Origin of the sequence: Psychrobacter sp. 1Y10, assembly GCF_052259005.1 — a bacterium.
GTDB lineage: Bacteria > Pseudomonadota > Gammaproteobacteria > Pseudomonadales > Moraxellaceae > Psychrobacter > Psychrobacter saeujeotis.
This window is the reverse complement of the sequence record NZ_JBQQES010000007.1, coordinates 155,890-178,943: the sequence shown is the minus strand read 5'-3', so window position 1 is coordinate 178,943 and position 23,054 is coordinate 155,890. Positions and strand designations below refer to the sequence as shown.

The 23,054-nt window shown below is 43.2% G+C and carries 15 protein-coding genes and 2 tRNA genes; 3 read left to right on the top strand and 14 right to left on the bottom strand.

The genetic code is table 11. The features are described 5' to 3' along the window. Positions 1–35: 35 nt before the first annotated feature. Complete coding sequence (locus tag ACTXGH_RS10525; protein ID WP_439296430.1) at positions 36–848, bottom strand: dienelactone hydrolase family protein; 813 nt, start codon at positions 846–848, stop codon at positions 36–38. A 407-nt stretch (positions 849–1,255) separates the two neighbouring features. Here ACTXGH_RS10525 and ACTXGH_RS10520 point away from each other — a divergent pair, with 407 nt between their 5' ends. Beyond that, complete coding sequence (locus tag ACTXGH_RS10520) at positions 1,256–3,343, top strand: catalase (RefSeq protein WP_439261270.1); 2,088 nt, start codon at positions 1,256–1,258, stop codon at positions 3,341–3,343. Positions 3,344–3,579: 236 nt separating this feature from the next. Continuing rightward, positions 3,580–4,374, top strand: a complete 795-nt coding sequence (locus ACTXGH_RS10515; RefSeq protein WP_439296429.1) for an MBL fold metallo-hydrolase — start codon at positions 3,580–3,582, stop codon at positions 4,372–4,374. Positions 4,375–4,453: 79 nt separating this feature from the next. Here ACTXGH_RS10515 and ACTXGH_RS10510 read toward each other — a convergent pair. From ACTXGH_RS10510 to leuS, 7 genes are all read right to left on the bottom strand, one after another. Next, positions 4,454–4,529, bottom strand: a tRNA-Lys gene (locus ACTXGH_RS10510). Positions 4,530–4,750: 221 nt separating this feature from the next. After that, positions 4,751–4,826, bottom strand: a tRNA-Lys gene (locus ACTXGH_RS10505). A 378-nt stretch (positions 4,827–5,204) separates the two neighbouring features. Then, positions 5,205–7,154 carry a MacB family efflux pump subunit gene (locus ACTXGH_RS10500; protein WP_439296441.1) on the bottom strand — a complete coding sequence of 650 codons (1,950 nt, stop codon included), beginning with the start codon at positions 7,152–7,154 and terminating at the stop codon, positions 5,205–5,207. Positions 7,155–7,352: 198 nt separating this feature from the next. Further along, positions 7,353–8,693 carry an efflux RND transporter periplasmic adaptor subunit gene (locus tag ACTXGH_RS10495; RefSeq protein WP_439296428.1) on the bottom strand — a complete coding sequence of 447 codons (1,341 nt, stop codon included), beginning with the start codon at positions 8,691–8,693 and terminating at the stop codon, positions 7,353–7,355. A 264-nt stretch (positions 8,694–8,957) separates the two neighbouring features. Next, a complete protein-coding gene (holA, locus tag ACTXGH_RS10490; RefSeq protein WP_439296427.1) occupies positions 8,958–10,028 on the bottom strand; it encodes a DNA polymerase III subunit delta in 1,071 nt (356 codons plus the stop codon). Positions 10,029–10,103: 75 nt separating this feature from the next. Beyond that, complete coding sequence (locus tag ACTXGH_RS10485) at positions 10,104–10,781, bottom strand: LPS-assembly lipoprotein LptE (RefSeq protein ID WP_439296426.1); 678 nt, start codon at positions 10,779–10,781, stop codon at positions 10,104–10,106. Positions 10,782–10,842: 61 nt separating this feature from the next. Then, positions 10,843–13,530 carry a leucine--tRNA ligase gene (gene leuS / locus ACTXGH_RS10480; protein ID WP_439296425.1) on the bottom strand — a complete coding sequence of 896 codons (2,688 nt, stop codon included), beginning with the start codon at positions 13,528–13,530 and terminating at the stop codon, positions 10,843–10,845. Positions 13,531–13,744: 214 nt separating this feature from the next. Between leuS and ACTXGH_RS10475 the strand changes: the two genes are divergently transcribed. After that, positions 13,745–14,122 carry a Spx/MgsR family RNA polymerase-binding regulatory protein gene (locus ACTXGH_RS10475; protein ID WP_439296424.1) on the top strand — a complete coding sequence of 126 codons (378 nt, stop codon included), beginning with the start codon at positions 13,745–13,747 and terminating at the stop codon, positions 14,120–14,122. 85 nt (positions 14,123–14,207) lie between these two features. Here the strand turns inward: ACTXGH_RS10475 and argB are convergent, their stop codons facing one another. The 6 genes from argB to hemB form a co-directional block, all read right to left on the bottom strand. Then, the gene (gene argB / locus ACTXGH_RS10470; protein ID WP_439296423.1) at positions 14,208–15,119 is read right to left on the bottom strand and encodes an acetylglutamate kinase; all 912 of its coding nucleotides are present in this window, start codon (positions 15,117–15,119) and stop codon (positions 14,208–14,210) included. 148 nt (positions 15,120–15,267) lie between these two features. Beyond that, positions 15,268–17,160, bottom strand: coding sequence for a phosphohexomutase domain-containing protein (locus ACTXGH_RS10465; protein ID WP_439296422.1), 1,893 nt, complete (start codon positions 17,158–17,160; stop codon positions 15,268–15,270). Between the two features lie 113 nt (positions 17,161–17,273). Further along, a complete protein-coding gene (gene dut / locus ACTXGH_RS10460; protein ID WP_439261253.1) occupies positions 17,274–17,738 on the bottom strand; it encodes a dUTP diphosphatase in 465 nt (154 codons plus the stop codon). Positions 17,739–17,893: 155 nt separating this feature from the next. Continuing rightward, the gene (locus ACTXGH_RS10455) at positions 17,894–19,297 is read right to left on the bottom strand and encodes a magnesium transporter (RefSeq protein WP_439296421.1); all 1,404 of its coding nucleotides are present in this window, start codon (positions 19,295–19,297) and stop codon (positions 17,894–17,896) included. A 238-nt stretch (positions 19,298–19,535) separates the two neighbouring features. After that, positions 19,536–21,569: a UvrD-helicase domain-containing protein gene (locus ACTXGH_RS10450; RefSeq protein ID WP_439261249.1), complete on the bottom strand. Its 2,034-nt coding sequence runs from the start codon at positions 21,567–21,569 to the stop codon at positions 19,536–19,538. A 310-nt stretch (positions 21,570–21,879) separates the two neighbouring features. Next, positions 21,880–22,887, bottom strand: a complete 1,008-nt coding sequence (gene hemB / locus ACTXGH_RS10445) for a porphobilinogen synthase (RefSeq protein WP_439261247.1) — start codon at positions 22,885–22,887, stop codon at positions 21,880–21,882. Between the last annotated feature and the right edge of the window lie 167 nt (positions 22,888–23,054).

The window sequence follows — 23,054 nt, the reverse complement described above, 5'->3', positions numbered from 1 at the left end:
TGCTCTTATAATCTAACTGATAATATAGCTTAACGCTATTGATATTCTTCAGCTAAAAAATCCAAATAACGCTGCCAAGAGCGCTCATCTGCGCGAGCATCGTATCTATCAGGGTTATTAAAATCAGTAAAGGCATGAACTGCGCCGCTATACGTAATCATCTCATGAGGTACTTTGCTTGCTTTTAAAGTTTTACCCAAAGTAGTGAAGTCTTCTAACGGAACCGCTTTGTCAGCTGTACCATGAAAAACTAAAATCTCGCCACTCGTTTTATCATAATTTTGACCTTTTGGAATTTCGAGTCCACCGTGAAAGGGTACAAACGCTTTTTGCGGGAATCCTGATCGTGCAAGCTCTAAAGCAACGGTACCACCAAAACAGTAACCCATCGTCACGCCTTCGCGGACATTATTACCTTGAGCCTGTCCAGTGTTTAAAGCGGCCGCTAGAATACGGCGCATTTTACTGCGATCGTCGTATAGCGCCGTGGTCAAACGTTTTTTGTCTTCCAATTCAGTGGGGCGAATACCTGTGCCAAAAATATCGGCGGCCAACACGTTGTAACCTTTTCCGGCCAGCATATCAGCACGTTTACGCTCGTAGTCCGTTAATCCATCCCAGTCATGAATCAATAAGATAAAAGGCGCATTGGGCTGGTCAGCTTTGGCGTAATAGCCTTGATAAGGCTGATCGTCGACTTTATAGGTAATGTCTGTAGAGGTAATAGCTGCAGCTGTTTGGCTAAAAGTGAGAGCAATTAAACCTAATGAAGTTCCCAGCATTAATGAGCGATAAAGGCTCTTATAAGAAGAGTTAGATGTGGTTAATGACGTTAGTAACGGTGACATAGTAGATAGCCTCATAATTTAATAAAAGAGAGATAAATAGGTGGCTAACTATGGCGTCCAGTTATTTATCATCGGCGTTTATTACTTTATAAAATAATACCTTAAAGAAGATCTACATTACAAGAATCGTTTTTTAAGAGACGTAAGCTAAAAAAATAAAGGTCTTTCTAGTTTAAATGTATAAAATTTAACTAAATATCAACAAGGTTCACCATATAAGCAACTTATTTTTTGGGTAAGATAGTTTGGAAACTTATTATTTACTTTCGTTTTAACAATAATTGGTAGTGCTATCAACACAGACAACTGAACGACATATGAAGTCATCATTATCTCCAAGGATATAAAAACTGTGTGGGCACTTTACTCATGGTCCTAAAAGGCCTATTTATTAGCTAGGATATATTATGAAGAAGAATATCGATCATACTGACCCCGCAAAAGATATGAACCCAGCACGTGGAAATGGCGGTGAAACCCATCAACGTGCAGACGAGGATGGTAAAGTTTTGACAACGCAACAAGGCGTTGCTATTTCTGATAATCAAAATTCGTTAAAAGCTGGCCCACGTGGTCCTACTTTGTTAGAAGATTTCGTCATGCGTGAGAAGATCAACCATTTTGATCATGAACGCATTCCTGAACGTATCGTCCATGCTCGTGGTAGTGCTGCTCATGGCTACTTTGAGTTGACAGAGTCGTTAGAAGAATTTACGACAGCAAAGATCTTGACAGAAACTGGTAAGCAGACACCTTTATTTACTCGTTTCTCAACTGTTGCTGGTAACAAGGGTTCAAAAGATACGCCGCGTGATGTCCGTGGTTTTTCAGTAAAAATCTATACCGAAGAAGGTAACTGGGATATTGTTGGTAACAATATGCCAATCTTCTTTATTCAAGATGCTATCAAGTTTCCAGATTTAATACATGCAGTAAAACCAGAACCAGATCGCGGCTTCCCGCAAGCCGCTTCTGCACATGACACTTTTTGGGATTTTGTTTCATTAAGCCCTGAAACTATGCATAATCTTATTTGGTTGATGAGTGATCGTGCCTTACCGCGCAGCTTTAGCATGATGGAAGGCTTTGGCATTCATAGCTATCGTCTTTTAGATAAAGATGGTAAGAGTACCTTTGTACGTTTTCATTGGAAGCCAGTAGCAGGTGTGCAGTCACTTATTTGGGATGAAGCAGTTAAAATTTCTGGCGCTGACCCTGATTACAATCGCCGTGATATGTATGAAGCGATTGATAATGGCAAGTACTTTGAGTGGGAGTTTGGTGTTCAGTTATTTACTGAAGAAGAAGCCAATGAGTTTCCATTTGACCATCTAGATGCGACGAAACTGATTCCAGAAGAGATGGTACCCGTCAAAATCATCGGTAAAATGGTCTTAAATCGCAACCCAGATAATTTCTTTGCTGAAACAGAGCAAGTAGCATTTTGTCCATCGCACTTGCCACCTGGTATCGATTTCAGTAACGATCCCTTATTACAGGGACGTCTGTTTAGCTATTTAGATACGCAGCTTAAGCGTCTGGGTTCACCAAACTTTGCTCAAATTCCAATCAATGCGCCAAAATGCCCATTTGCCAATAACCAGCAAGATGGACATATGCAAATGCAAGTGCCGAAGACCCGCGTACTTTACGAGCCACAAAGTTTGGATTTAGATCGTCCACGTGAAAGCGTCAAAAAGGGCTTTGAGTCGTTCCATGAAAAGCTAGATGATGGCGTTAAAGGACGCATTCGTGCAGAAAGTTTTGCAGACCACTATAGTCAGCCGCGTATGTTCTATCGTAGTCAAACACCAGCCGAGCAAGCGCATATTGCGACTGCTTACGCATTTGAGCTTGGTAAAGTAGATACCCCTCATGTACGTACCCGTATGCTTGGGCATTTGCTACATATCGATGAAGACTTAGCAAATCGCGTAGCAACTGCATTGGGTATGGAACTGCCAGAACCTGCTGATGCTGCAGCGCCCGTACAGGATATGGCAACTTCTGAGCCGTTGCAGACGATTGGCCGTACGCCCAAATCTTTAAAGGGACGTTTGGTTGGTATCTTAGTTGCTAAGGGTTCAAAACATAGCGAAATCAAGAAGTTTGAAGACGCCATTAATGCTCAAGGCGGTATGGTAAAAATCGTTGCACCGAGTAAAGAGGTCGAATTAGATGACGGTACACGTATACAAGCAGATGAGCGTGTAGCAGGCGCACCCTCGGTATTCTTTGATGCAATAGTAAGTATCATCATGCCAGATCAAGCCAAAAAGCTGGCCAAAGACAGCTCAACCTTAGATTGGTTTACTGATGCTTATGTCCATTGTAAAGCGATTGCGTATTGCGGGGCGACTGAAGAATTCATCTTAAGTAAGCTACCAGTAGAAAAAGACAGTTTTGTCACGCCACTTGCTGATTTGGATGCTTTCATCGAAAATGCTAAATCGCGCTTATGGGAGCGTGAACCAAAGGTTCGTGATCTTGCATAGTTGACTAATACTGTATAATTTTTAATCTCTATCTTAAACTCAGCCTCTGTGCTGAGTTTTTGCTTTTTATTGATAAATATATAGGTTTTTGGTTTAAGCCTGCTGCAAGGTTATCTATAGTCACAAGCGTTCACTCAAAGTCGTTTATTTTAAATTGATGAACGCTATACTAAAGACTTTGTTGACATTGAAAGGAAGCCTCGCGATAAGAATGAATAATGAGGTAGGGAATCCAAATGAGCTTATGTGAAATCATGCGTTTAGAAGGGTATATTCAAAGTATATATCTTGCGGTATATCCGGACAAGATTATGTTATTAGATGGAGGGTGTCGACCTGACGTAGCGCTGGTACTCGACTATATTATGACGACGCTGCAACGACCGATAACGGATCTAAAAGTTGTTGTGGTCACTCATATGCATCCAGATCATGCCGGTGGCGCGCACAAATTCAGAGAAGCGACAGGTTGCATGATTGTATCTGCGGACAAAGATAATCAATGGTATAAAGGTATCGCTGGCCGTACCATGCATGTTGTGGATATGAGCCTTGCTCAATACGTCGCTAAGCGGCAAGGACGTCCACCTAGGAATTTGTATTATCCAGCTCATCTTAAACCCGATATCACCGTCAAAGGTAAAGACCATATACCGTATTTTGAGGAATGGCAGGTCATTGAGACGCCAGGGCATACAGATAGAGATTTATCACTATTTCATATACCAAGCCGGCAAGTATATACAGCAGACTTAATTATCAAACTGCGTCATAAGTTTGTAGTGCCTTTTCCTATTTATGATCCTAAAATCTACATTCAATCTTTGCAACAGATAAAGGATCTAAAGCCTTCAATAGTCATGATGGCACATGGGCGTCAGCTGCCTATAGATGGAGCAACTTTTGATATGTTGATTGCTCAAGCTCCTAAGGAGCCGCGTACGGTGAAAGATACGATTAAACATAAACTGCTATGGCGAAAAGATGCTGGTTTTAATTTCTTTAAGCGCGATCGCAATACTAAGCGTTAAAGAATGAATAAACGTTAAGAGATAACAAACGAAAAAAAGCCCTATCACTATATTGTATAGTGATAGGGCTTTTCAAATATGGTGGGCCGACCGCGACTCGAACGCGGGACCAATTGATTAAAAGTCAACTGCTCTACCAACTGAGCTATCGGCCCTGAGAAGCGTATAAAAAAGCACTGCTTTTTTAGCTTCGCAAGAGAAAATCCTTTAAATAGGATTTTCTAATACTTATGCATATAATCAATGTATCTGACTGTATGCAAGAATAATTTCCTTAAAGGGAAATTACATAAAACTTAATACCTTAGAGGTATCTTTTTACTTATTAACCAACTACCGGATAGGGTAGAACGATAAACAAGCGTCAAACTAAATATGGTGGGCCGACCGCGACTCGAACGCGGGACCAATTGATTAAAAGTCAACTGCTCTACCAACTGAGCTATCGGCCCTGAGAAGCGTATAAAAAAAGTATTGCTTTTTTAGCTTCGCAAGAGGAAATCCTTTAAATAGGATTTTCTAATACTTATGCATATAATCAATGTATCTGACTGTATGCAAGAGAATTTCCTAAAAGGGAAATTCTAAAAGCTTAACTTCTTTATATATCAAGTTATCAATATTAAAAGAGGCATTAAGCTTGGCTTCTCGTTCAGAAATTTTGTATCCCTAAACGTGAGAGCACATTATATATATTATTGTGACAATTACAACCCCGCTTTATAAAAAAAGTCCAAATCTTGTGTAAATTCTTCTATTTCTTTAACGTTTTTTCATTCTCTCTATTTTACGTAGCGTATATTTTGACAGATTACATCGATCATCTGCCGCTAATCTCTAGAAAGTGCTTCAACAGGGTCCAGTTTAGCTGCATTGCGAGCAGGTAAGAAACCAAAGACGACCCCGATAAGCGTCGAGCAAACAAAAGCTGCAATGATAGACGTTGGTGAGTAAATAACTTTAAAACTATCACCGCCTACATTATTGATTAATTCACCGATAGCAAACGCTAACCCAATACCTAATAAGCCGCCCAAAATACAGACGAGTACGGCTTCTATCAAAAACTGCTGCATGATATCGTTTTGACGAGCTCCAACAGCCATACGTACACCAATTTCATTAGTGCGTTCCGTGACCGATACTAGCATAATATTCATCACACCAATACCACCAACGATCAATGAGATAACAGCAACCGATGAGATGAGCAGTGTCATCGTACCTGTGGTCGATTCAATGGTCTGACGAATAGAGTCTGAGTTAATAATATTAAAATCATCTGTACCATGGCGACCTTCTATTATGTCGGAGATAGCCGACTCAGCTACACTAGATGAGACACTATCATCTAACAGTGCTATAAAACTATCAATATTTGCACTACCAGTTATACGTGACATCACAGTGGTATAAGGCATATATATGGCGGGTGTCGTGCTACTTGGCCCAAAGCCACTGTCGCTTGCCTCAAGGACGCCAACCACGCGTCCAGGCACACTACCGATGAGTATGACTTCGCCGATAGGGTTATCTATATCTGCAAAAAAAGCACTTTTAGCATTGTCATCGATAATAATATCTTGACTGCGAAGGTCGATACTTTGCGAATCGAAACCTTGACCTAATGCCAGCGTCTCACCAGTGACCTCTAGGTAATGCTCACCAACACCATTGATGGTCGAGTCTTCTTGCACGCTGCGATAGCGTACACTAGAGCTGGTATTGACTTGAGGGCTCACATTGATAACATACGGTTGACTGCTGACCGCTTCTGCATCTTCTGGTGTGAGGTTGTCATCATTATATTTACGTCGCGGGTCGCCTCTAGGGTAGCCGTCATTGACGGTGATGGTATTGGTTCCTAGCGAGCTAATATTTGCGAGAATTTGCTGCTGAGAGCCTTGACCAAGACCAACGATAGACACAACTGCAGCGATACCGATGATAATGCCTAACATGGTCAGCAAGGTGCGCATCTTGTGTGCACGCATGGCAAGTAATGACATCTTTAATGCTTCAAAAAAGCGATCGATAAAGCTAGCAAACGCACTTTTTCGGTGTTGACTAAGAATAGGTTCTGGCTGTTTTTCGGTTGGTTTGTAGTGCTCCGTTTTATAATCTGCTATAACGTAGCCATCTTTTAGTTCAATCACGCGCTCGGCTTGGGCCGCAAGTTTGGGATCATGGGTAACCATGATGATGGTATGACCTTGAGCATTTAGGTCATGTAAGATGGCCATCACGTCTTCGCCAGATTTACTATCTAGGGCACCTGTTGGTTCATCTGCTAAGATGACATCGCCACCATTCATCAGGGCGCGAGCAACAGAAACACGCTGCTGTTGGCCGCCTGAGAGCTGGCTAGGACGATTATTTACCTTTTCGCCAAGACCTAGATCGGTCAAGAGCTTTTCGGCGCGATTGATTCGTGCCTCAGTGTTCATACCAGCATATACGGCAGGGACGGCGACGTTGTCTTTGGCGCTAATGTCACCAAGCAGGTGGTAGCGCTGAAAGATAAAGCCAAAATGCTCTCGGCGTAACTCAGCCAGCTCATCTGCCTCTAGTTTGTTTGCTGATTGACCATAAATCTTATAGTCACCTGCTGTCGCCTGATCTAAGCAACCTAAAATATTCATTAGAGTAGACTTACCAGAGCCAGATTGCCCGATAATCGCGACCATTTCACCTTGATTAATCGTTAAATTAACGTCGTGCAATACACGAATGGTTTGCTCGCCGGCAGCAAACTCTCGAATAATACCCGACAGCTCCATAATGGGCTTGTCAGCGGTAGCTGCAGTATTGATATTATTCGGTGAGTTTGTTTCTATCGAAGCGCTAGTGCTGTCGGTCGGCTGTTTAGCAGATTGAGATATAGTCATAGCAATGTCTTTAATCAAAGATAGTGAGTGTCGTGATAAAAGGGCTAATATTTTTAAGCCCTTTTATCCTTAACATAGTCAAAGAATGAGTTACCTCCTTGGAGTAGCACCAGGTATACGAGTACCACCACCACGGTTTTCTGAAGCATTGGCACTACCTTCACCAATAATGACTTGCTCACCTTCTTCTAATCCGCTTAAAATTTGCGCATTTACTCGGTTATCAATGCCTACTTCTACTGTGCGAGGCTCTACTGTGCCGTCATCACTTAGTACGCGTACAATTTTATTGGTTTTGGCTTGTCCTTCACTTGTATTTTTTGCGGGTCTTTCTTGTATGGCTGCTGATGGTACAAGTAGGGTATCTTTAGCTTGATCGATAACAATATAAACCTGTGCTGTCATGTCAATACGAAAGCGCCGGTCCGTGTTAGGCACTTCGATGTAACCCACATAATAAATCGCAGAATCCGTTGAGCTGGTGTCACTGATGTTCTCAGGTGCAGGCTCAATGGCCTTGAGTATAGAATCAAACTTTTGATCAGGATTGCCAATGATATTGAAATAGACTGGCATGCCAGCTTTAACATTGATTACATCAGCTTCAGAAATCTGCGCATTGATACGTACGGTCGATAAGTCCGCTAAGGTAACGATGGTCGGGGCTGTTTGATTGGCATTGACGGTAGTGCCTTGTTCAGTAGTAACAGAGACTACAGTCCCTGACATGGGCGCGCGAATAGTGGTATAGCTTAAGTCTTCCTCAGCAGTACTGACGTTGGTTTGGGATTTGCGTAGTGCTGCTTGCTGACTATTGATATTTGCTTCTGTGGTGGCGATAGCAGCCTTAGCCGTATCGATAGCTGCACGCGCATTGGCAACGGCAGCTTTTGCTGTCTCAACACTCGTCGCTTGGGTGTCATACTCCTGCTGTGATATTGCGTCAATGGCAACCAAATCTTGTAAGCGAGCAAAATCAGATTGTGCTTGTTTGAGCTCAGATTGACGGCTGGCAAGATCGGCATAGGCGCTTTTAAGGCTGGCTTGTCGACTTAAATATTCTGCTTGTGCGCTTTGAATGGCCGCTTCACTTTGCTCAAGGCTTGCTTGCTCATTACTTAAGTTGTTTTTTTGCGTGACTTGATCGATCTGAGCAATGAGATCGCCTTCTTGTACTTCATCACCCACCTCTACATAGAGGCGTGTTACTTCACCAGATACCTGTGCACCGACGTCAACGGTATTCAGCGCTTTAACTTTGCCTGAGGCCATGACATTGTTTTCAATATCACCAATTTCTGCAGTCGCTGTTAGATAGCTAGGTTTTTCTTCTTCTGGTTTTAAAGTAGCATAAGCCAACGCAGATAATGCCACGATAACTAGGACGATGATGCCCCATTTGATAGCAGACTTTTTGCTTATTTTGCGCATAAAAAACAATCCAATCACAGTGAACACAAGTGTAGGTATGATAGAGCCTTGATAGGCAAAATGGAAACATAATTAGTTTGCGAAAGGTTAAGGTTGCTCTAAAAAAACAAAAGTGTAGAAGGTAAGTTGAGGCTGAAGATAGATTATCTGAAGTAGGCTATATAAAGATCAGTCGAAAAATAAGAAAGATGACTGTCGTAATTGTTGATGTAATTGGTTTTACAATAATACTTATAAAGAGCAGATGAAATATATTTCTGTTACTTATTGCATAGCGAACAACCTGCGCCCTGATAGCTCTAATGCTGCTTGTAATAGTAGCTCCCAAGCTGGCTGACGAACAAGACCTTTTATCGCTTGGTCACAGCGATACAATAGGGCAGGCCATTTGGCTATTTGCGCTCTTGTTTGGCGGCGGCACGCCTGCTGATATAAGCCTTGTTTGCTACGCCAAATGCCAAGAGCTTGCGGGTCTTGTCCATCCATCAGTTGCATAATTTGGCGCATGTCTTTACTGATCGCCCATAATACTAAGGTCGTTGGCTCATCAGTTGCTTTCAGCTGAAACATGATTTTCGCTACTTGCGCGCTATTACCTGCAAGCATTGCATCCGATAGATCAAACACGCTAAATTGGGCGTCATTGACTAAGGCAGCTTGTAAGTCTTTGACGTCTAAGGCGACGTTGGTAGCAGGCTTAGAGATGTTGTTTTCTGTAGTCTTATCGCTATTTGCCATCAATTGCGGTGCGAACAGATAAGACAATCGCCATAACGTTTGATAAGCACTTAAGAGATGATGCTCGGTATGGGACATGAGTAGTTGCCACGCTTCTTGCGATAGTTTCAAGCCAAACTGCTGTGCTTGTATCTGCAATAGCTGCTGACGTTGTTGTTCATTATATAAATTGCAATCAATAACGTGACCATATTGAGCAAACGGTGCGAACCATTTACTGCTCTGAGACCGCTTGTCTTGTTTAGATGTTAACCATAACAAACTATGACTATGCGCTCCTGTTTGTGCCTCTTGAGCGAAGCGTTCTAGCTCAGCGATGACGGCTTTGTCTGGTTTATGGTTGCCCGTCACGATGAGCGCGCTGGCATCGTCGAATAAAGATTGGCTACCCAGCTCTGACAAAACTTCTTGCCAGCTTTTAACAGATATTAGCTCAATACGCTTAATCGCGTAGTTTTGTGCGCGCCAGTGTGGACGCATGGCATCGATAAGCCATTGACTCAGTAACGGCTCATCACCATGTGCAAGCCACAAGCCTGCGACTGCAACGGTAGGTTGTAGTAGCTTTGGATAGGCTTGTATAAAGGTGTCTTGCATAAGGATTGAGCCATAACCTTTTAAGGTTGAAAAATTAAGGTATAAAAGTAAACAATAATAGCTTGAGCTACCGATCTAAGGGTTGGGTGCAACAATGTTGGTAGTCTCTGGGCTTTCAATCATCGGAGCTGAGTTAGGAGCAACCTTAGGTAAAGATATGGCCACATATTGATCTGTGATCCGGCGTGCTAAGCTATCATAAAGCCAATCGCGGATTTGGTCGCCTTGCTGATCATCAGTACTAACGGACGCCTCATTATACTGATAGCTACGCTCGACTTGGATTGGATTGGTTAAAGTCACAGGTTTGCCATTTTCGACAGTTTGATAATTAACATCTGCTGTCAAGACTAAGCGAATCTCTGTTAATACGCCAACCAGCTCATAACGCTTAAAACGTATGTTTTTTACTGTAATAGCAGCGATTGGTGCAGCATCAGTACTTTGATTGTTGTTCGCTACATCGGTCAGAGTCATGTTATCAATGACATCGACCCCCAAGGCTTCTAAGCGCAGTGTTAATGGCAATTTTAAAGGAAAGGAGGTGCGATCATCTTCAACAATCACTGCTGTTTTGGCAACATCAAATAGCATTGGTGTATCGTAACCACGTAATTGAAAGCCGCAGCCACTAAGTGCTGTCGCGGCACCAAGTACTGTCATCATTGGCAAAGCGGCAAGTAACGCTGTCGCTAGTTTTTGTGCGCTTGCGCTTTTGGGTTGTGACTGTGCAGCTTGATGCTTATACGACATAATCGCTATCCTTACGTTTTAAAAAGGCTTGGGGTCATCAAAATCTCCAAGCCTAAAAGATCTAACCTACCACCACGATATTGACCAATTTATTAGGGACAACGATTTCTTTTTTGATGTCACCAGTTAAGAATTTTGCCACACCTTCAATCTCTTTTGCCTGCGCTTTTAGCAGCACAGGATCGCTGTTAGGGGCGACATCCATCTTACCGCGCATTTTACCATTGACTTGCACCACCATCGTGATCGTGTCTTGCACAAGTGCGCTTTCGTCAACGGCTGGATAATTTAGCGTGACCGTATCGAGTCCCAACTGCTCAATTAAGTGCTCACCGACGTGCGGGGCATAGACTGACAACATAATTAACAAGTCAATCAAAGCCTCATGCTGTACTTGCAGATCTTGCTCATTAGTTGCTTTAAAGCTTGCAAGCTCGTTTGCAAGTTCCATAAGGCTTGATACTGGAGTGTTCAAGGCCAAACGATCACCCAAGTCACTATCAATCTTAGCAATTGTCTCATGCGTCTTGCGGCGTAAATTTTTCGCTTCTTTACTTAGGCCGTCAGTTTGCAGCGCTTCATTGTTTAGCGTATCAAGGCTCAAATTGGCCGCTGCTAACGCTTGCATATGCTCGGTTGCGATACGCCAAACCTTTTTAACAAAGTTATACGGACCTTTTAGTGCGTCATCTGACCATTCTAGCGTTTGATCGGCAGGGGCGGTAAATAGCGTATATAGACGCACCGTATCAGCGCCATACTTATCAATAGTGATTTGCGGATCGACACCATTATTTTTTGACTTAGACATCTTTTCGATTTTACCAATCGTGACTGGCTGTCCGTCAGTTTTTAAAATTGCTTTAATCGGCTGACCACGGTCGTTGTAATCAATCTCAACATCTTCAGTGAAATAATATGTGGTACTGCCATCAGCATTGACGCGGTAGAAAGTACCAGCAAGTACCATACCTTGCGTCATTAAATTGGCAAATGGCTCATCACCTGATACTAGAGACTCATCGCGCATCAATTTATGGAAAAAGCGCGCATAAAGTAGATGCATAACCGCATGCTCGACACCGCCGATGTATTGATCGACAGGCAGCCATTTATTGGCAGCAGATTTGTTGACCATATTTTGCGCATCGTTTGGACTAGCAAAGCGCGCGTAGTACCAACTTGACTCAACAAAGGTGTCAAACGTATCCGTCTCACGCTCAGCAGGATTGCCACACTTAGGACAAGTAGTATTCACAAACTCTGGCATGTTTTTCAAAGGATTACCGCGGCCGTCTGGAACGACGTCAGTTGGCAGTACAACGGGCAAATCCTGCTCTTCAACAGGGACTGTGCCGCAATGCTCACAGTTGACCATTGGGATAGGGCAGCCCCAATAGCGCTGGCGAGAAACACCCCAGTCACGTAGGCGATATTGGATTTTTTTCTTAGCTAGCTCTTGTGGTTCAAGCTTGGCAAGCATAGCTTCAAACGCTTGATCAAAATCCATACCGTCAAATTCATCTGAATTGACTAGGGTGTTGCGCTCAGTATAAGCAAGGTTTGGCTCAGAACTATCTGCTTTGGCGTCAGCGATGACAGACTCAGCATAACCATCAGGAGACTGGATGACATGTTTGATAGGTAGATTGTATTTGGTTGCAAACTCGTAATCGCGCTCATCATGGGCAGGAACCGCCATTACCGCACCTGAGCCATAGCTCATCAGTACATAGTTGGCAACCCAAACTGGCACTTTTTTGCCAGTCAATGGATGCGTCACGGTAAGGCCAGTATCCATACCGATCTTTTCAGCTTTAGCCAAATCTGCTTCAGCGACTGAGCCTTTTTTACATAGCGCATTAAACTGTGCGATGAAGTCATCTTTTTCAGCAGCATATTGAGCCAATGGATGCTCGGCCGCGACTGCCACATAAGTCACACCCATCAAAGTATCAGGGCGAGTAGTGAACACGTCTAAAGTATTGGTTTCGCCAGCCAGCTCATAAGGGAAGTGTACTTCCATACCAGCACTACGACCAATCCAATTGCGCTGCATAGTCAGTACTTCAGAGGGCCAGTGACCTTCTAGCTGGTCTAAATCGTCAAGCAGCTCATCGGCATAATCAGTGATGTTAAAGTAATACATGGGGATGTCGCGCTTTTCAACTGCAGCGCCACTACGCCAACCTTTACCATCAATGACTTGCTCGTTGGCTAATACAGTATTGTCGACCGGATCCCAGTTAACTGTCGCAAGCTTTTTGTAGACCAAGCCTTTTTTGTATAGCTGTAAAAACAACCATTGCTCCCACTGATAATATTCAGGGCTACAAGTAGCAAATTCACGTGACCAATCAATCGATAAACCAAGCAGTTTGAGCTGTGCACGCATGTTGTCAATATTGGCAAACGTCCATTCAGCAGGGGGCGTTTGATTGGCAATCGCTGCGTTTTCAGCTGGCAAGCCAAAACCATCCCAGCCCATTGGCTGCATGACCTCGAAACCTTTAAGACGATAATAACGGCTTAAGACATCAGAGATGGTATAGTTACGCACGTGACCCATATGCAGCTTGCCACTTGGATAAGGGAACATCGAGAGCATATAGCGAGCAGGCTTGTCGCTTGGCTCATTACCAACTTCAAAGCGCTTGTCTGTTGCCCATTTGGCTTGCTGCGCCGTTTCTATCGCTTGCGGATTGTAATGATTGTTTTGTATTTGATCGGATGTCACAGTATTGCTCATAGTCGGCTCGAAATTGAATATTACAGATAAATGGGGTGAAATTTTCCAATGCCATAGCATAGCCTAATTCGGCAAAAATTGCGATGATATGGTATTGTCTTTAATCAATCGTTTTGCTGTTTGAATAGTACATTTGGTTATTGAAGTTTGACTATTATCAGCCCGTGACAATATTTAAATATTATAAAAAAACATAAGTTAATAAGGAAAAGCAATGACCATTACTATTTACGGTATCAAATCTTGTAGCACCATGAAAAAAGCTTTTACCAAGCTTGATGAGCTAGATGTAAGCTATAATTTTCATGATTATAAAAAGCAAGGCATCGATAAGAAAAGCGTACAGCGCTGGGTAGATGAGCTTGGTATTGATAAAGTACTAAACAGGCGCGGAACCACGTGGCGTAAGCTGACAGATGAGCAAAAACAAGTGGCTAATGCCAATGTAGAGAGTGCCATTGATTTGCTCATAGAAAATACCAGCATGATTAAACGACCAATCGTAGAAGGTGAATGGGCAGCCAAAAATAAAGGGCAGCCAATATTGCTTTGCGGCTTTGATGAAGAGGCATTTAAAATGACTTTTTCATAAACGATGCTGATGTAGTCAATTATAAGAAAGCCCGAACTTAATATATAAGTTCGGGCTTTCTTATATGAATGATCGTCACAGCCTGTTAGCTCATTGAAGAGTCTAAATTGCGACTAATCAACGTACCGACACCTTCATTGGTGAAAATCTCTAATAGCGTAGCATGCGGCACACGGCCATCGACGATAACTGCGCTTTTTACACCGCTACGCACCGCATCAAGCGCGCATTGAATCTTAGGAATCATGCCACCTGAAATCGTACCATCTTCGATTAGGCTGTCGACTTTCTTTGGTGTTAGGCCAGTGACTACTTTTCCATCACGGCCTAGTACGCCTTTAATATTGGTCAGCAGCATTAGCTTTTCTGCTTGCAAAAACTCCGCCACCTTACCCGCAACCAGATCCGCATTAATGTTATAAGTGTTGCCTTCTTCATCGACCCCAAGCGGTGCAATGACTGGAATGAAGTTGGAAGCAATGAGCATATTAATCACGTCTTTATTGACGCTGACTACGTCACCGACGTAGCCTAAATCCACAGGTACCGCAACGCCGTCTGCGCCGGGTTTTTCTACTAGCAGCTTTTTAGCTTGAATAAGATTGGCATCTTTACCAGTCAGGCCAATAGCGCTGCCGCCATGTTTATTAATCAGGCTGACGATAGATTTGTTAACACTGCCACCAAGTACCATTTCTACGATATCCATGGTGCGCTTATCTGTCACACGCATACCGTCAATACGGTCAGACTGTCGACCAAGCTCTTTCAATAAATTATCGACTTGTGGACCACCGCCATGGACGACTACTGGATGTAGGCCGACCGTCTTTAGGAGTACGATATCACGTGCAAATGAGCTCTCAAGTGCAGGATCGGTCATCGCATTACCGCCGTATTTGACCACGATAAGCTTACCGACAAAGCGTTGAATATAAGGTAGTGCCGTGGTTAGCACCTCAGCAGTGTTTTTGGCATCATCTAAATTAAGCGACATCAGGCCCTCCTAAAATACAGTAATAAAGTGCAAGTTGTTTATGCACTTTTAGCTTATTATTGTGCCAGTAGTGGCAAAAGTATTGTATTAAACGCTATTTCTCAAGTAACGTTATTATTAAAAATAAAGCACTTATGTCTATTGAGTTTTACTCAGCAGAGATAGCCGCAATTTGCTCAGCCAACTGCGTATCAAAAGCTTGACATAAGGCGATAAAACGCGTTTGCACCTCTGTCATAGCAGCCAAATCATCTCCTGCAAAACGTACCGTAAGACTATGACTAGTGTTTGATTGACGCAATACGCCAAAACCATGCGCAAAATCTAGACGTACGCCGTCGATACGAGACAAAAGCGTACCCTTTGGCAACAGCTGCTCAGCCTGGGCTGGCGTTATGTGTTGCACGCTATCAAAACAATGACAAGGTGGCAACGCGACGTCATGAGTATCCTCAACCAAATGCTGTAAATAATGACAAAGGACTGCCAAATGATGCACAATTGAACAGGTAGTAGTAGCACTCTTAGGCAAGGGCAGGTAGTTGTCAGCGGTACTGACAAGCGTAGGTAGATACCATGTAATATCAGTTAGTCGATACGGCAGAGTCGCTCTTCTACGCGCCCCCCATGCATCGTAAGCTGGCGGTAGCGTATGAGTATTGGAATGAGTATCGTTACCTAATAGTGCGGTAATATCAGACTTGATAACGGTTGATGCCAGCCAATGCAGCAGACGTAGTCCAGCATACATAGCATCATCATAAACAATAAAATAATCGTCGTTAAAGATAAAATGTCCTGATAACTCGCCAGCAAAAATAGCACGATTGTCATGTGATTGAAGCTGTTGGCGCAGTAAACTGCTACCCGTTTTACTCATGACTGGTATTGCGTCGAGTTTTTTGAGTAATCGTGGTAAATGGTGAGAGCACTTTACATCAAATAAAACTTGCGGTGCAGTGGGCTTTTTATTGGATATGGGACGCTCTACAATGGCGACTCGCGCTAGCAAATACAATAAATGATCCGGCGTTACAACCTTACCACTGTTATCAACGATCATCAGTCTATCACCATCACCATCAAAAGCCAGACCCATATCTGCTTCATTAATAATAACGGTTTGCTGAAGCTCGGCTAGACGATTAGGCTCAGTAGGATCTGGATTGCCTGTCGGAAAGTTACCATCAGGAATATCATTTAGCACAATGACTTGCTGACAAAAGCGTTCAAATAAAGGCAGTGCAATTTTACTGGTTGCTCCATTTAGACAGTCAATAACGATTTTTAAATCAAGTTTATTGGTAACATTAGAGCGGTCAGGGGAGTAGTTTTGCGTTTCGATCCGAGTAAACACTTGCGCGATAGCGTCAATGTAAGTAGACACAACGGTATCGGTAGGTAGGCTAACAGGATCGGTTGCCTGTATCTGCGTACAGTAATTATTCGAAGATGGCGCTTTGGGTTTATTGGCAGGATAATCAGCAAGGCTTTTATAAATAGCTTGAATGTCGGCGTCACTAGGAGAGCCGTTATTAACCAACCATTTTATGCCTAAAGTGTTTTTTTCAGAGTGGCTGGCAGTGACTATAATGCCATGCCCCGTATATTGCTGCGCCCAAAATGCCATCATCGGCGTTGTGATAAGCCCCAGCTGGATAACCGTTAACCCATGTTGACTTAAACGATTGGCAAGCATATGCGCTATGGTATCGCTATCACAGCGTACATCATAGCCAATGACCACCACATTAGCTGATGGCACAGAGCGATAAGTTTGAGAATGAGGGTGAACTAAAAATTCTTCTTTATTGTGTTTGTTTTTTAGATTAGGATTTTTTAAATTGTGCTTTTGTATGTCATGTCTTTTTGAATAACGGTTTTTTAGAAAACGACTTTTTATTGAGTGGCTGGCTTGTGTTTTATATAGCTGTGCAAAAACTTCACCCAACGCCGCGATAAATTCAGTAGTAAAATACTGGCGTGCTCCGCGAATATCATAAGCACGAAATAGAGGGAGCTGGGCGGCAAAAGTCGGCATGACTATAAACTCCTCATATCCCTATTTATAATAAATGGCGTACTTACTTACTAAGTTCACCGCGGCTATATATATGTTACTCTGATCTAGGTTTTAACGCAGTTGTTTTAAATTTAATGACGGCCTGAATGTCCAAAGCCACCTGCACCGCGAACACTTTCATCGCTAAAATCTGTTACCACTTCAAATTCTGGGCGGGCAACGGGTACCACAATGTACTGTGCCATACGCTCAGCAGGATTAAGTACAAAGTCGTCACTACTACGATTCCAAACACTGACCATCAGCTCCCCTTGATAGTCGGCATCGATAAGACCCACTAAGTTGCCAAGTACAATACCATGCTTATGACCGAGTCCTGAGCGCGGTAGTATCATTCCGGCATAGTTAGGGTCTTGAATATAGACTGCCAAGCCTGTACCTACTAGATGCGTTGCTCCTGCCTTAATTGTCATAGGCTCATCAAGACAGGCACGCAAATCGATACCTGCTGATCCATCTGTGGCACGGGTCGGCATAGGAAAATCAGGATGCGTACCAATTTTGGAATTAAGAACTTTGACTTGTACAGCTTGCATAACACACTCACTTATAAAATTAGATTACGTAACGATTTTATATCGAACTGGCTATAGCCATTAGTAAATAGATAGCGATTATAAAGAACAACTACTCTTTGTCACGTTGTAGTTTTGGACTCAAATCTTTGCTCATACCTTGCAAAAAGTAACCACTATAATAGCAATACACTTGCCAGTCCTAAAAAGGACATAAAGCCGACGATATCGGTCACTGTGGTCAAAATAACTGAGGCAGATAGCGCAGGGTCAATGTTCATGCGCTTGAGCAGTAGTGGAATACTAATACCAGATACATTGGCAGCCGTCATATTGATGGCAATAGCAAAACCAATCACTGCACTAATCTTACCATCATGAAACCACATTTGTGCAATAATCGCCATGATAAATGCCCAAATAAGTCCATTAATTGCACCAACCCACAACTCTTTATTAAAAAGCCACCAACGGTTAGAACCACCAATTTGGCCCATGGCCATACCTCGAATTACGACAGTCAGCGTCTGAGAGCCGGCGATACCGCCCATACTAGCCACGACTGGCATGAGTATCGCTAATGCCACTACTTTTGCCAGCACTGCCTCAAATTGACCAATGACGATAGCGGCCAATAGAGCAGTACATAAATTGATGCCTAGCCAGACACTGCGGCTTTTGGCACTGGTCAAGATAGGCGCAAATAACTCCTCATCTTGACTAACACCTGCTAAGTTTTTCATTGTGCTATCGACATCATCTTGGATAATTTCCATGATGTCTTCGCCGTTTAATTGTCCAACCAGCTCGCCATGACTATTAATAATAGGCGCAAAACGAATGTCTTCTGAACGAAAAATAGCGGCAGCATCTTGGATGTCTAACCGGTCATTGATAGTAATAGCGTTGTCAGTAAAGCTTGAGACCAGTGAGCTCTGATCATGCTTGATTAGATCAACCAGACTTAGTAGACCCAATAATTGCTGGCCTTGATCAACGACCAACAGCTCTTGGCTTTGGTCATCTAGTAGCTCATCGTTTTCTCGTAGCCATTCTTGTACATGTGCCAAGTTCACATCATCTTGAACCTGAATGATATCAGGGTCCATATAACTGCCAACTTCCCAATCTGCATAGGTATCAAGTTTATTGACTTGCAGACGGATATCTTCGTCTAACGTTGCCATTACCGAAGTACGCACGGTGTCGGTAACTGTCTCTAAGATTTCTGAGATGTCTTGGGCATCAAGATCTTGCGTAAATAAAGAGATCTCTTTTGAGGAGATATTCTCCATCAGCGGCTGACGTGTATCAACTTCTAGCTCGGCAAGCACTTCGCCCCTCAGGTGTTCAGGAACCTGTGCCCAGATAATCTGCCGGTCTTGATTAGGAAAGGATTCTAATAAATTGGCAATTTCGTATTCAGACTGCTGTGTTAAAAAATCAGTAATTGCTGCATACGCATTGTCAGCCACCAGTCCTTGCAGATGGAGTAGCTTATGTTCAGCGTTATACTCTATCAAATTATATTCTGACTGCGGTTTGAATGGTTGTTCTGAGCTTGGCGTGGGGGCAGGCATAGGCATTCCAAAAAACAAAAATAAACGATGAAAAATAAACAACCATCAAGCAAAAATTAATATAGTCGATTCTAAATAAAACAGCCACATTATATGTCAACGCGGAACTGGTATAAATTTTTCTGGCGTGCTGTGGCTGTGCAGACAGAGGCTGCGTAAAATTCATCCCAGTCCCACTGTATCGGTTTTATACCGATCTACTTATAATAAAACAATTAACCTACGATAAAAACGGGCCTTAGCGATTACCAAGTAACGCACGGATATTAGCCAAATACTCATCAGCGACTGCTTCTGGATCTTTGGTGGCTTTTTTCTTTTTCGCTTTGGCTGGCCAGTCAATATGGTCTTCAGGCAGCTCATCCAAAAACCTTGATTCTGAAGTCACACGCATCTGCCCACCAGCGCGGCGCTGGGTTGCAAGTGTCAGTGTCAGCTCACGGCGCGCACGGGTGATTCCCACGTACATTAACCGTCGCTCTTCTTCGATCGTTTCACTCAAGATAGAGTTGCGGTGCGGCAGCATCTCTTCTTCTAGTCCCATGATATAGACAAAATCAAACTCCAAGCCTTTTGCGGCATGCAAGGTCATCAAGTTTACTTTGTTCGTATTCTCTTCTTCTTGCTGCTGCTCGAGCATATCGAGTAGTACTAATTTGCGAATAATGGTATCAATCGTTCGATCTTCATCTTCTTCAGCGCGGTTAATCAAAGACTGAATACTGGTATACAGCATATCAATATTATCGATACGATTTTTTTCTTGTTGCGGGGTTTTGGCGTCGCTACGGACAAAGTCAATATAGCCGGTCTCATCAATCATTTGGCGCACGATTGGTACAGGGTCAGGATGTTGATCCAGTTCACGAGTATAATGCTCGATAAATTCACCGAACTCCTTTATCGTGCCATAAGCTTTAGACGGTAGCACATGGCTAAGACCTGCATGGGTACAAGAAGCGAGTAGGGAGATGCTATGCTCTTGCGCAAATAGACCGAGCTTCTCAAGCGTGGCAGGTCCCATCCCGCGCTTGGGCGTATTAATAATGCGCAAAAAGGCACTGTCGTCTTCGGGGTTTAAGATGAGACGCAAGTAGCCCATGATGTCTTTGATTTCACTACGTGCAAAGAAAGATTGACCACCAGACAATTTATATGGCACTTGCAGCTGACGCAGCTGCGCTTCTAACATTCGCGCCTGAAAGTTACTGCGATACAGGACAGCATACTGCTCCCATTCATTACCAAAGCGTAGTTTATGCGTGACAATCTCTTTTGCCACGCGCTCAGACTCATCGTCATCGTTGCGACAATTGAGAATGCGAATCTTCTCACCATGACCTTTATCTGACCATAGCTTTTTTTCAAATAAATGCTCGTTGTTGGTAATGACGGCGTTGGCAGAGGTCAAAATACGCGTGGTTGAGCGATAGTTTTGCTCGAGCATAACGATTTTGAGCTTAGGAAAGTCCTCTTTTAGTAACGCCATGTTTTCAGGTTTGGCACCGCGCCATGCGTAGATAGATTGGTCATCATCACCCACGACGGTAAAGCGCCCTTGTGGTCCAACCAGATATTTAATCATCTCATACTGGGCAGTATTGGTATCTTGATACTCATCGACGAGTAAATAGCGAATACGGTTTTGCCATTTATCACGCAGCTCTCTGTTTTCACGCAGTATCTTGGTCGGTAGTACGATTAAGTCATCAAAATCAACGGCATTGTAAGCACGCAAATTACGCTCGTATAGCGCATATAAGGTAGCAAATATCATATCCTCTGGATCGTCTAAGGTCTCCATCGCTTTATCTGGCTCAATCAGATCGTTCTTCCAATCTGAAATCATCTTGATAGCCTTTCCGACCAGTTCACGACTCTCAGCACCGCTTAAGTTGTCGCGCATCATCAGCTCCATCAGTAAGCGTTTGCTATCATCGCTATCCATTATAGAGAAGTTGCCCTTTAGAGGCGTATGAATCAGCTCATAACGCAAAAACTGCAAGCCAAATTGGTGAAAGGTTGAGACCGTCAGTCCGCGCGTCTTTTCACTAGGCAACAGTTTACTTACCCGCGCTTTCATCTCACGAGCGGCTTTATTGGTAAAGGTCACTGCCGTGATACGCTCAGCTGGCATGTTGCACTCTTCAATAAGGTAGGCAATTTTGCGCGTGATTACCGAGGTCTTGCCTGAGCCTGCGCCTGCCAATACCAGTAGCGGCCCTGATACATAGAGCATGGCTTCTTGTTGTCTAGGATTGAGTTGACTCATAACGTAACCTGTAGGGCAAAAGCAAAAAAGAGGGTAGGCGCTGATATGTCATCGCAAAAGTGATGAAACATCGAGCACAATAACTGTAATAAAATGTAGAGGATAGCGTCAACACGCCATCAAAATTAGGTGGGTTATTATAAAGTAAAAATGCCACTTTTGGGCAGAAGATAATTAAGAAGCTAAAGCCTTGTATCTTTAGATTATAGTCATATCGTGCTTATAATAAAAAACGACAATCATGGTAATAAAATCGCGCCAACAGACATAAAGCTGTAGACGCGAAAAAACTTTAAAAATTATAAGCAGATTACGCATTATTTAGCTGACGAGCCGCTTCCAATGCAAAATAAGTCAAGATTCCATCGGCACCGGCACGGCGAAAGCCAATGAGCGATTCTAATATTACCGCGTCACTGAGCCAACCGTTTTGAATGGCTGCCATATGCATCGCGTATTCGCCTGAGACTTGATAAGCAAACGTCGGTACACCAAAGGTGTTTTTGACTTCGCGAATCAGATCAAGGTAGGGCTGACCAGGCTTAATCATCACCATATCGGCGCCTTCATTGATATCCATGGCAACTTCATGTAACGCTTCTGCGCGATTGCCAAAGTCCATTTGGTATTGTTTTTTGTGGCCGCCTTTTAAGTTGCCTGCACTACCGACTGCATCACGGAAAGGCCCGTAATAAGCAGAAGCATATTTGGCAGAGTAGGCCATGATAGCCGTATTCACAAAACCCTCGGACTCAAAAGCATCACGCATGGCTTTGATACGGCCATCCATCATATCGCTTGGCGAGATGATATCAGCGCCAGCGCGTGCGTGGACGAGTGCTTGCTTGACCAACACTTCGATGGTTGCATCGTTGATGACATAACCGCTGTCATCGAGTAAACCGTCTTGACCATGTGAGGTATAAGGGTCAAGTGCCACATCCGTCATGACCACCATTTCGGGTACGGCATCTTTAAGCGCTTTGACCGCGCGCGCAGTAAGACCATTTTCGTCGTATGCAGCTTTACCATCAGGCGTTTTTAACGAGTTATCGATGACAGGGAAGATGTCAACAGTCGTGACGCCCTCACTTAGTAATTCTTTTGCATAGTTGATAAGTAGGTCGACTGATAAGCGCTCAACCCCCGGCATGCTCGCAATCGTTTCACGCTGGTTTTTACCTTCTAGTACAAATACTGGCGCGATAAAATGCTTAGGATGTAGCTCTACTTCTCGAATCATTGCCCGTACATTATCATTGTAACGTAGACGGCGTAGACGAGTTTCAGGGTATTGGCGGTTAAAGGTATAAGACATAATCGTTCCTTATTATTTTTTCAGTAATTATGGTTGCAACAGCCTTTTTTCATTTGATATGGCTTTATCTATATCAGTTACACATGAGCGTGTCACCATTTATAAAGTTGGTCTGTATAAAAAGCTATTTAATATAATGACACTACTATAACCAAAAGTAGTCTGCG

Coding starts and splice junctions, on each gene's coding strand:
- ACTXGH_RS10525 (WP_439296430.1), bottom strand. CDS start 848: ATGTCACCGTTACTAACGTCATTAACCACATCTAACTCTTCTTATAAG.
- ACTXGH_RS10520 (WP_439261270.1), top strand. CDS start 1,256: ATGAAGAAGAATATCGATCATACTGACCCCGCAAAAGATATGAACCCA.
- ACTXGH_RS10515 (WP_439296429.1), top strand. CDS start 3,580: ATGAGCTTATGTGAAATCATGCGTTTAGAAGGGTATATTCAAAGTATA.
- ACTXGH_RS10500 (WP_439296441.1), bottom strand. CDS start 7,154: ATGGAGCTGTCGGGTATTATTCGAGAGTTTGCTGCCGGCGAGCAAACC.
- ACTXGH_RS10495 (WP_439296428.1), bottom strand. CDS start 8,693: ATGCGCAAAATAAGCAAAAAGTCTGCTATCAAATGGGGCATCATCGTC.
- holA (WP_439296427.1), bottom strand. CDS start 10,028: ATGCAAGACACCTTTATACAAGCCTATCCAAAGCTACTACAACCTACC.
- ACTXGH_RS10485 (WP_439296426.1), bottom strand. CDS start 10,781: ATGTCGTATAAGCATCAAGCTGCACAGTCACAACCCAAAAGCGCAAGC.
- leuS (WP_439296425.1), bottom strand. CDS start 13,530: ATGAGCAATACTGTGACATCCGATCAAATACAAAACAATCATTACAAT.
- ACTXGH_RS10475 (WP_439296424.1), top strand. CDS start 13,745: ATGACCATTACTATTTACGGTATCAAATCTTGTAGCACCATGAAAAAA.
- argB (WP_439296423.1), bottom strand. CDS start 15,119: ATGTCGCTTAATTTAGATGATGCCAAAAACACTGCTGAGGTGCTAACC.
- ACTXGH_RS10465 (WP_439296422.1), bottom strand. CDS start 17,160: ATGCCGACTTTTGCCGCCCAGCTCCCTCTATTTCGTGCTTATGATATT.
- dut (WP_439261253.1), bottom strand. CDS start 17,738: ATGCAAGCTGTACAAGTCAAAGTTCTTAATTCCAAAATTGGTACGCAT.
- ACTXGH_RS10455 (WP_439296421.1), bottom strand. CDS start 19,297: ATGCCTGCCCCCACGCCAAGCTCAGAACAACCATTCAAACCGCAGTCA.
- ACTXGH_RS10450 (WP_439261249.1), bottom strand. CDS start 21,569: ATGAGTCAACTCAATCCTAGACAACAAGAAGCCATGCTCTATGTATCA.
- hemB (WP_439261247.1), bottom strand. CDS start 22,887: ATGTCTTATACCTTTAACCGCCAATACCCTGAAACTCGTCTACGCCGT.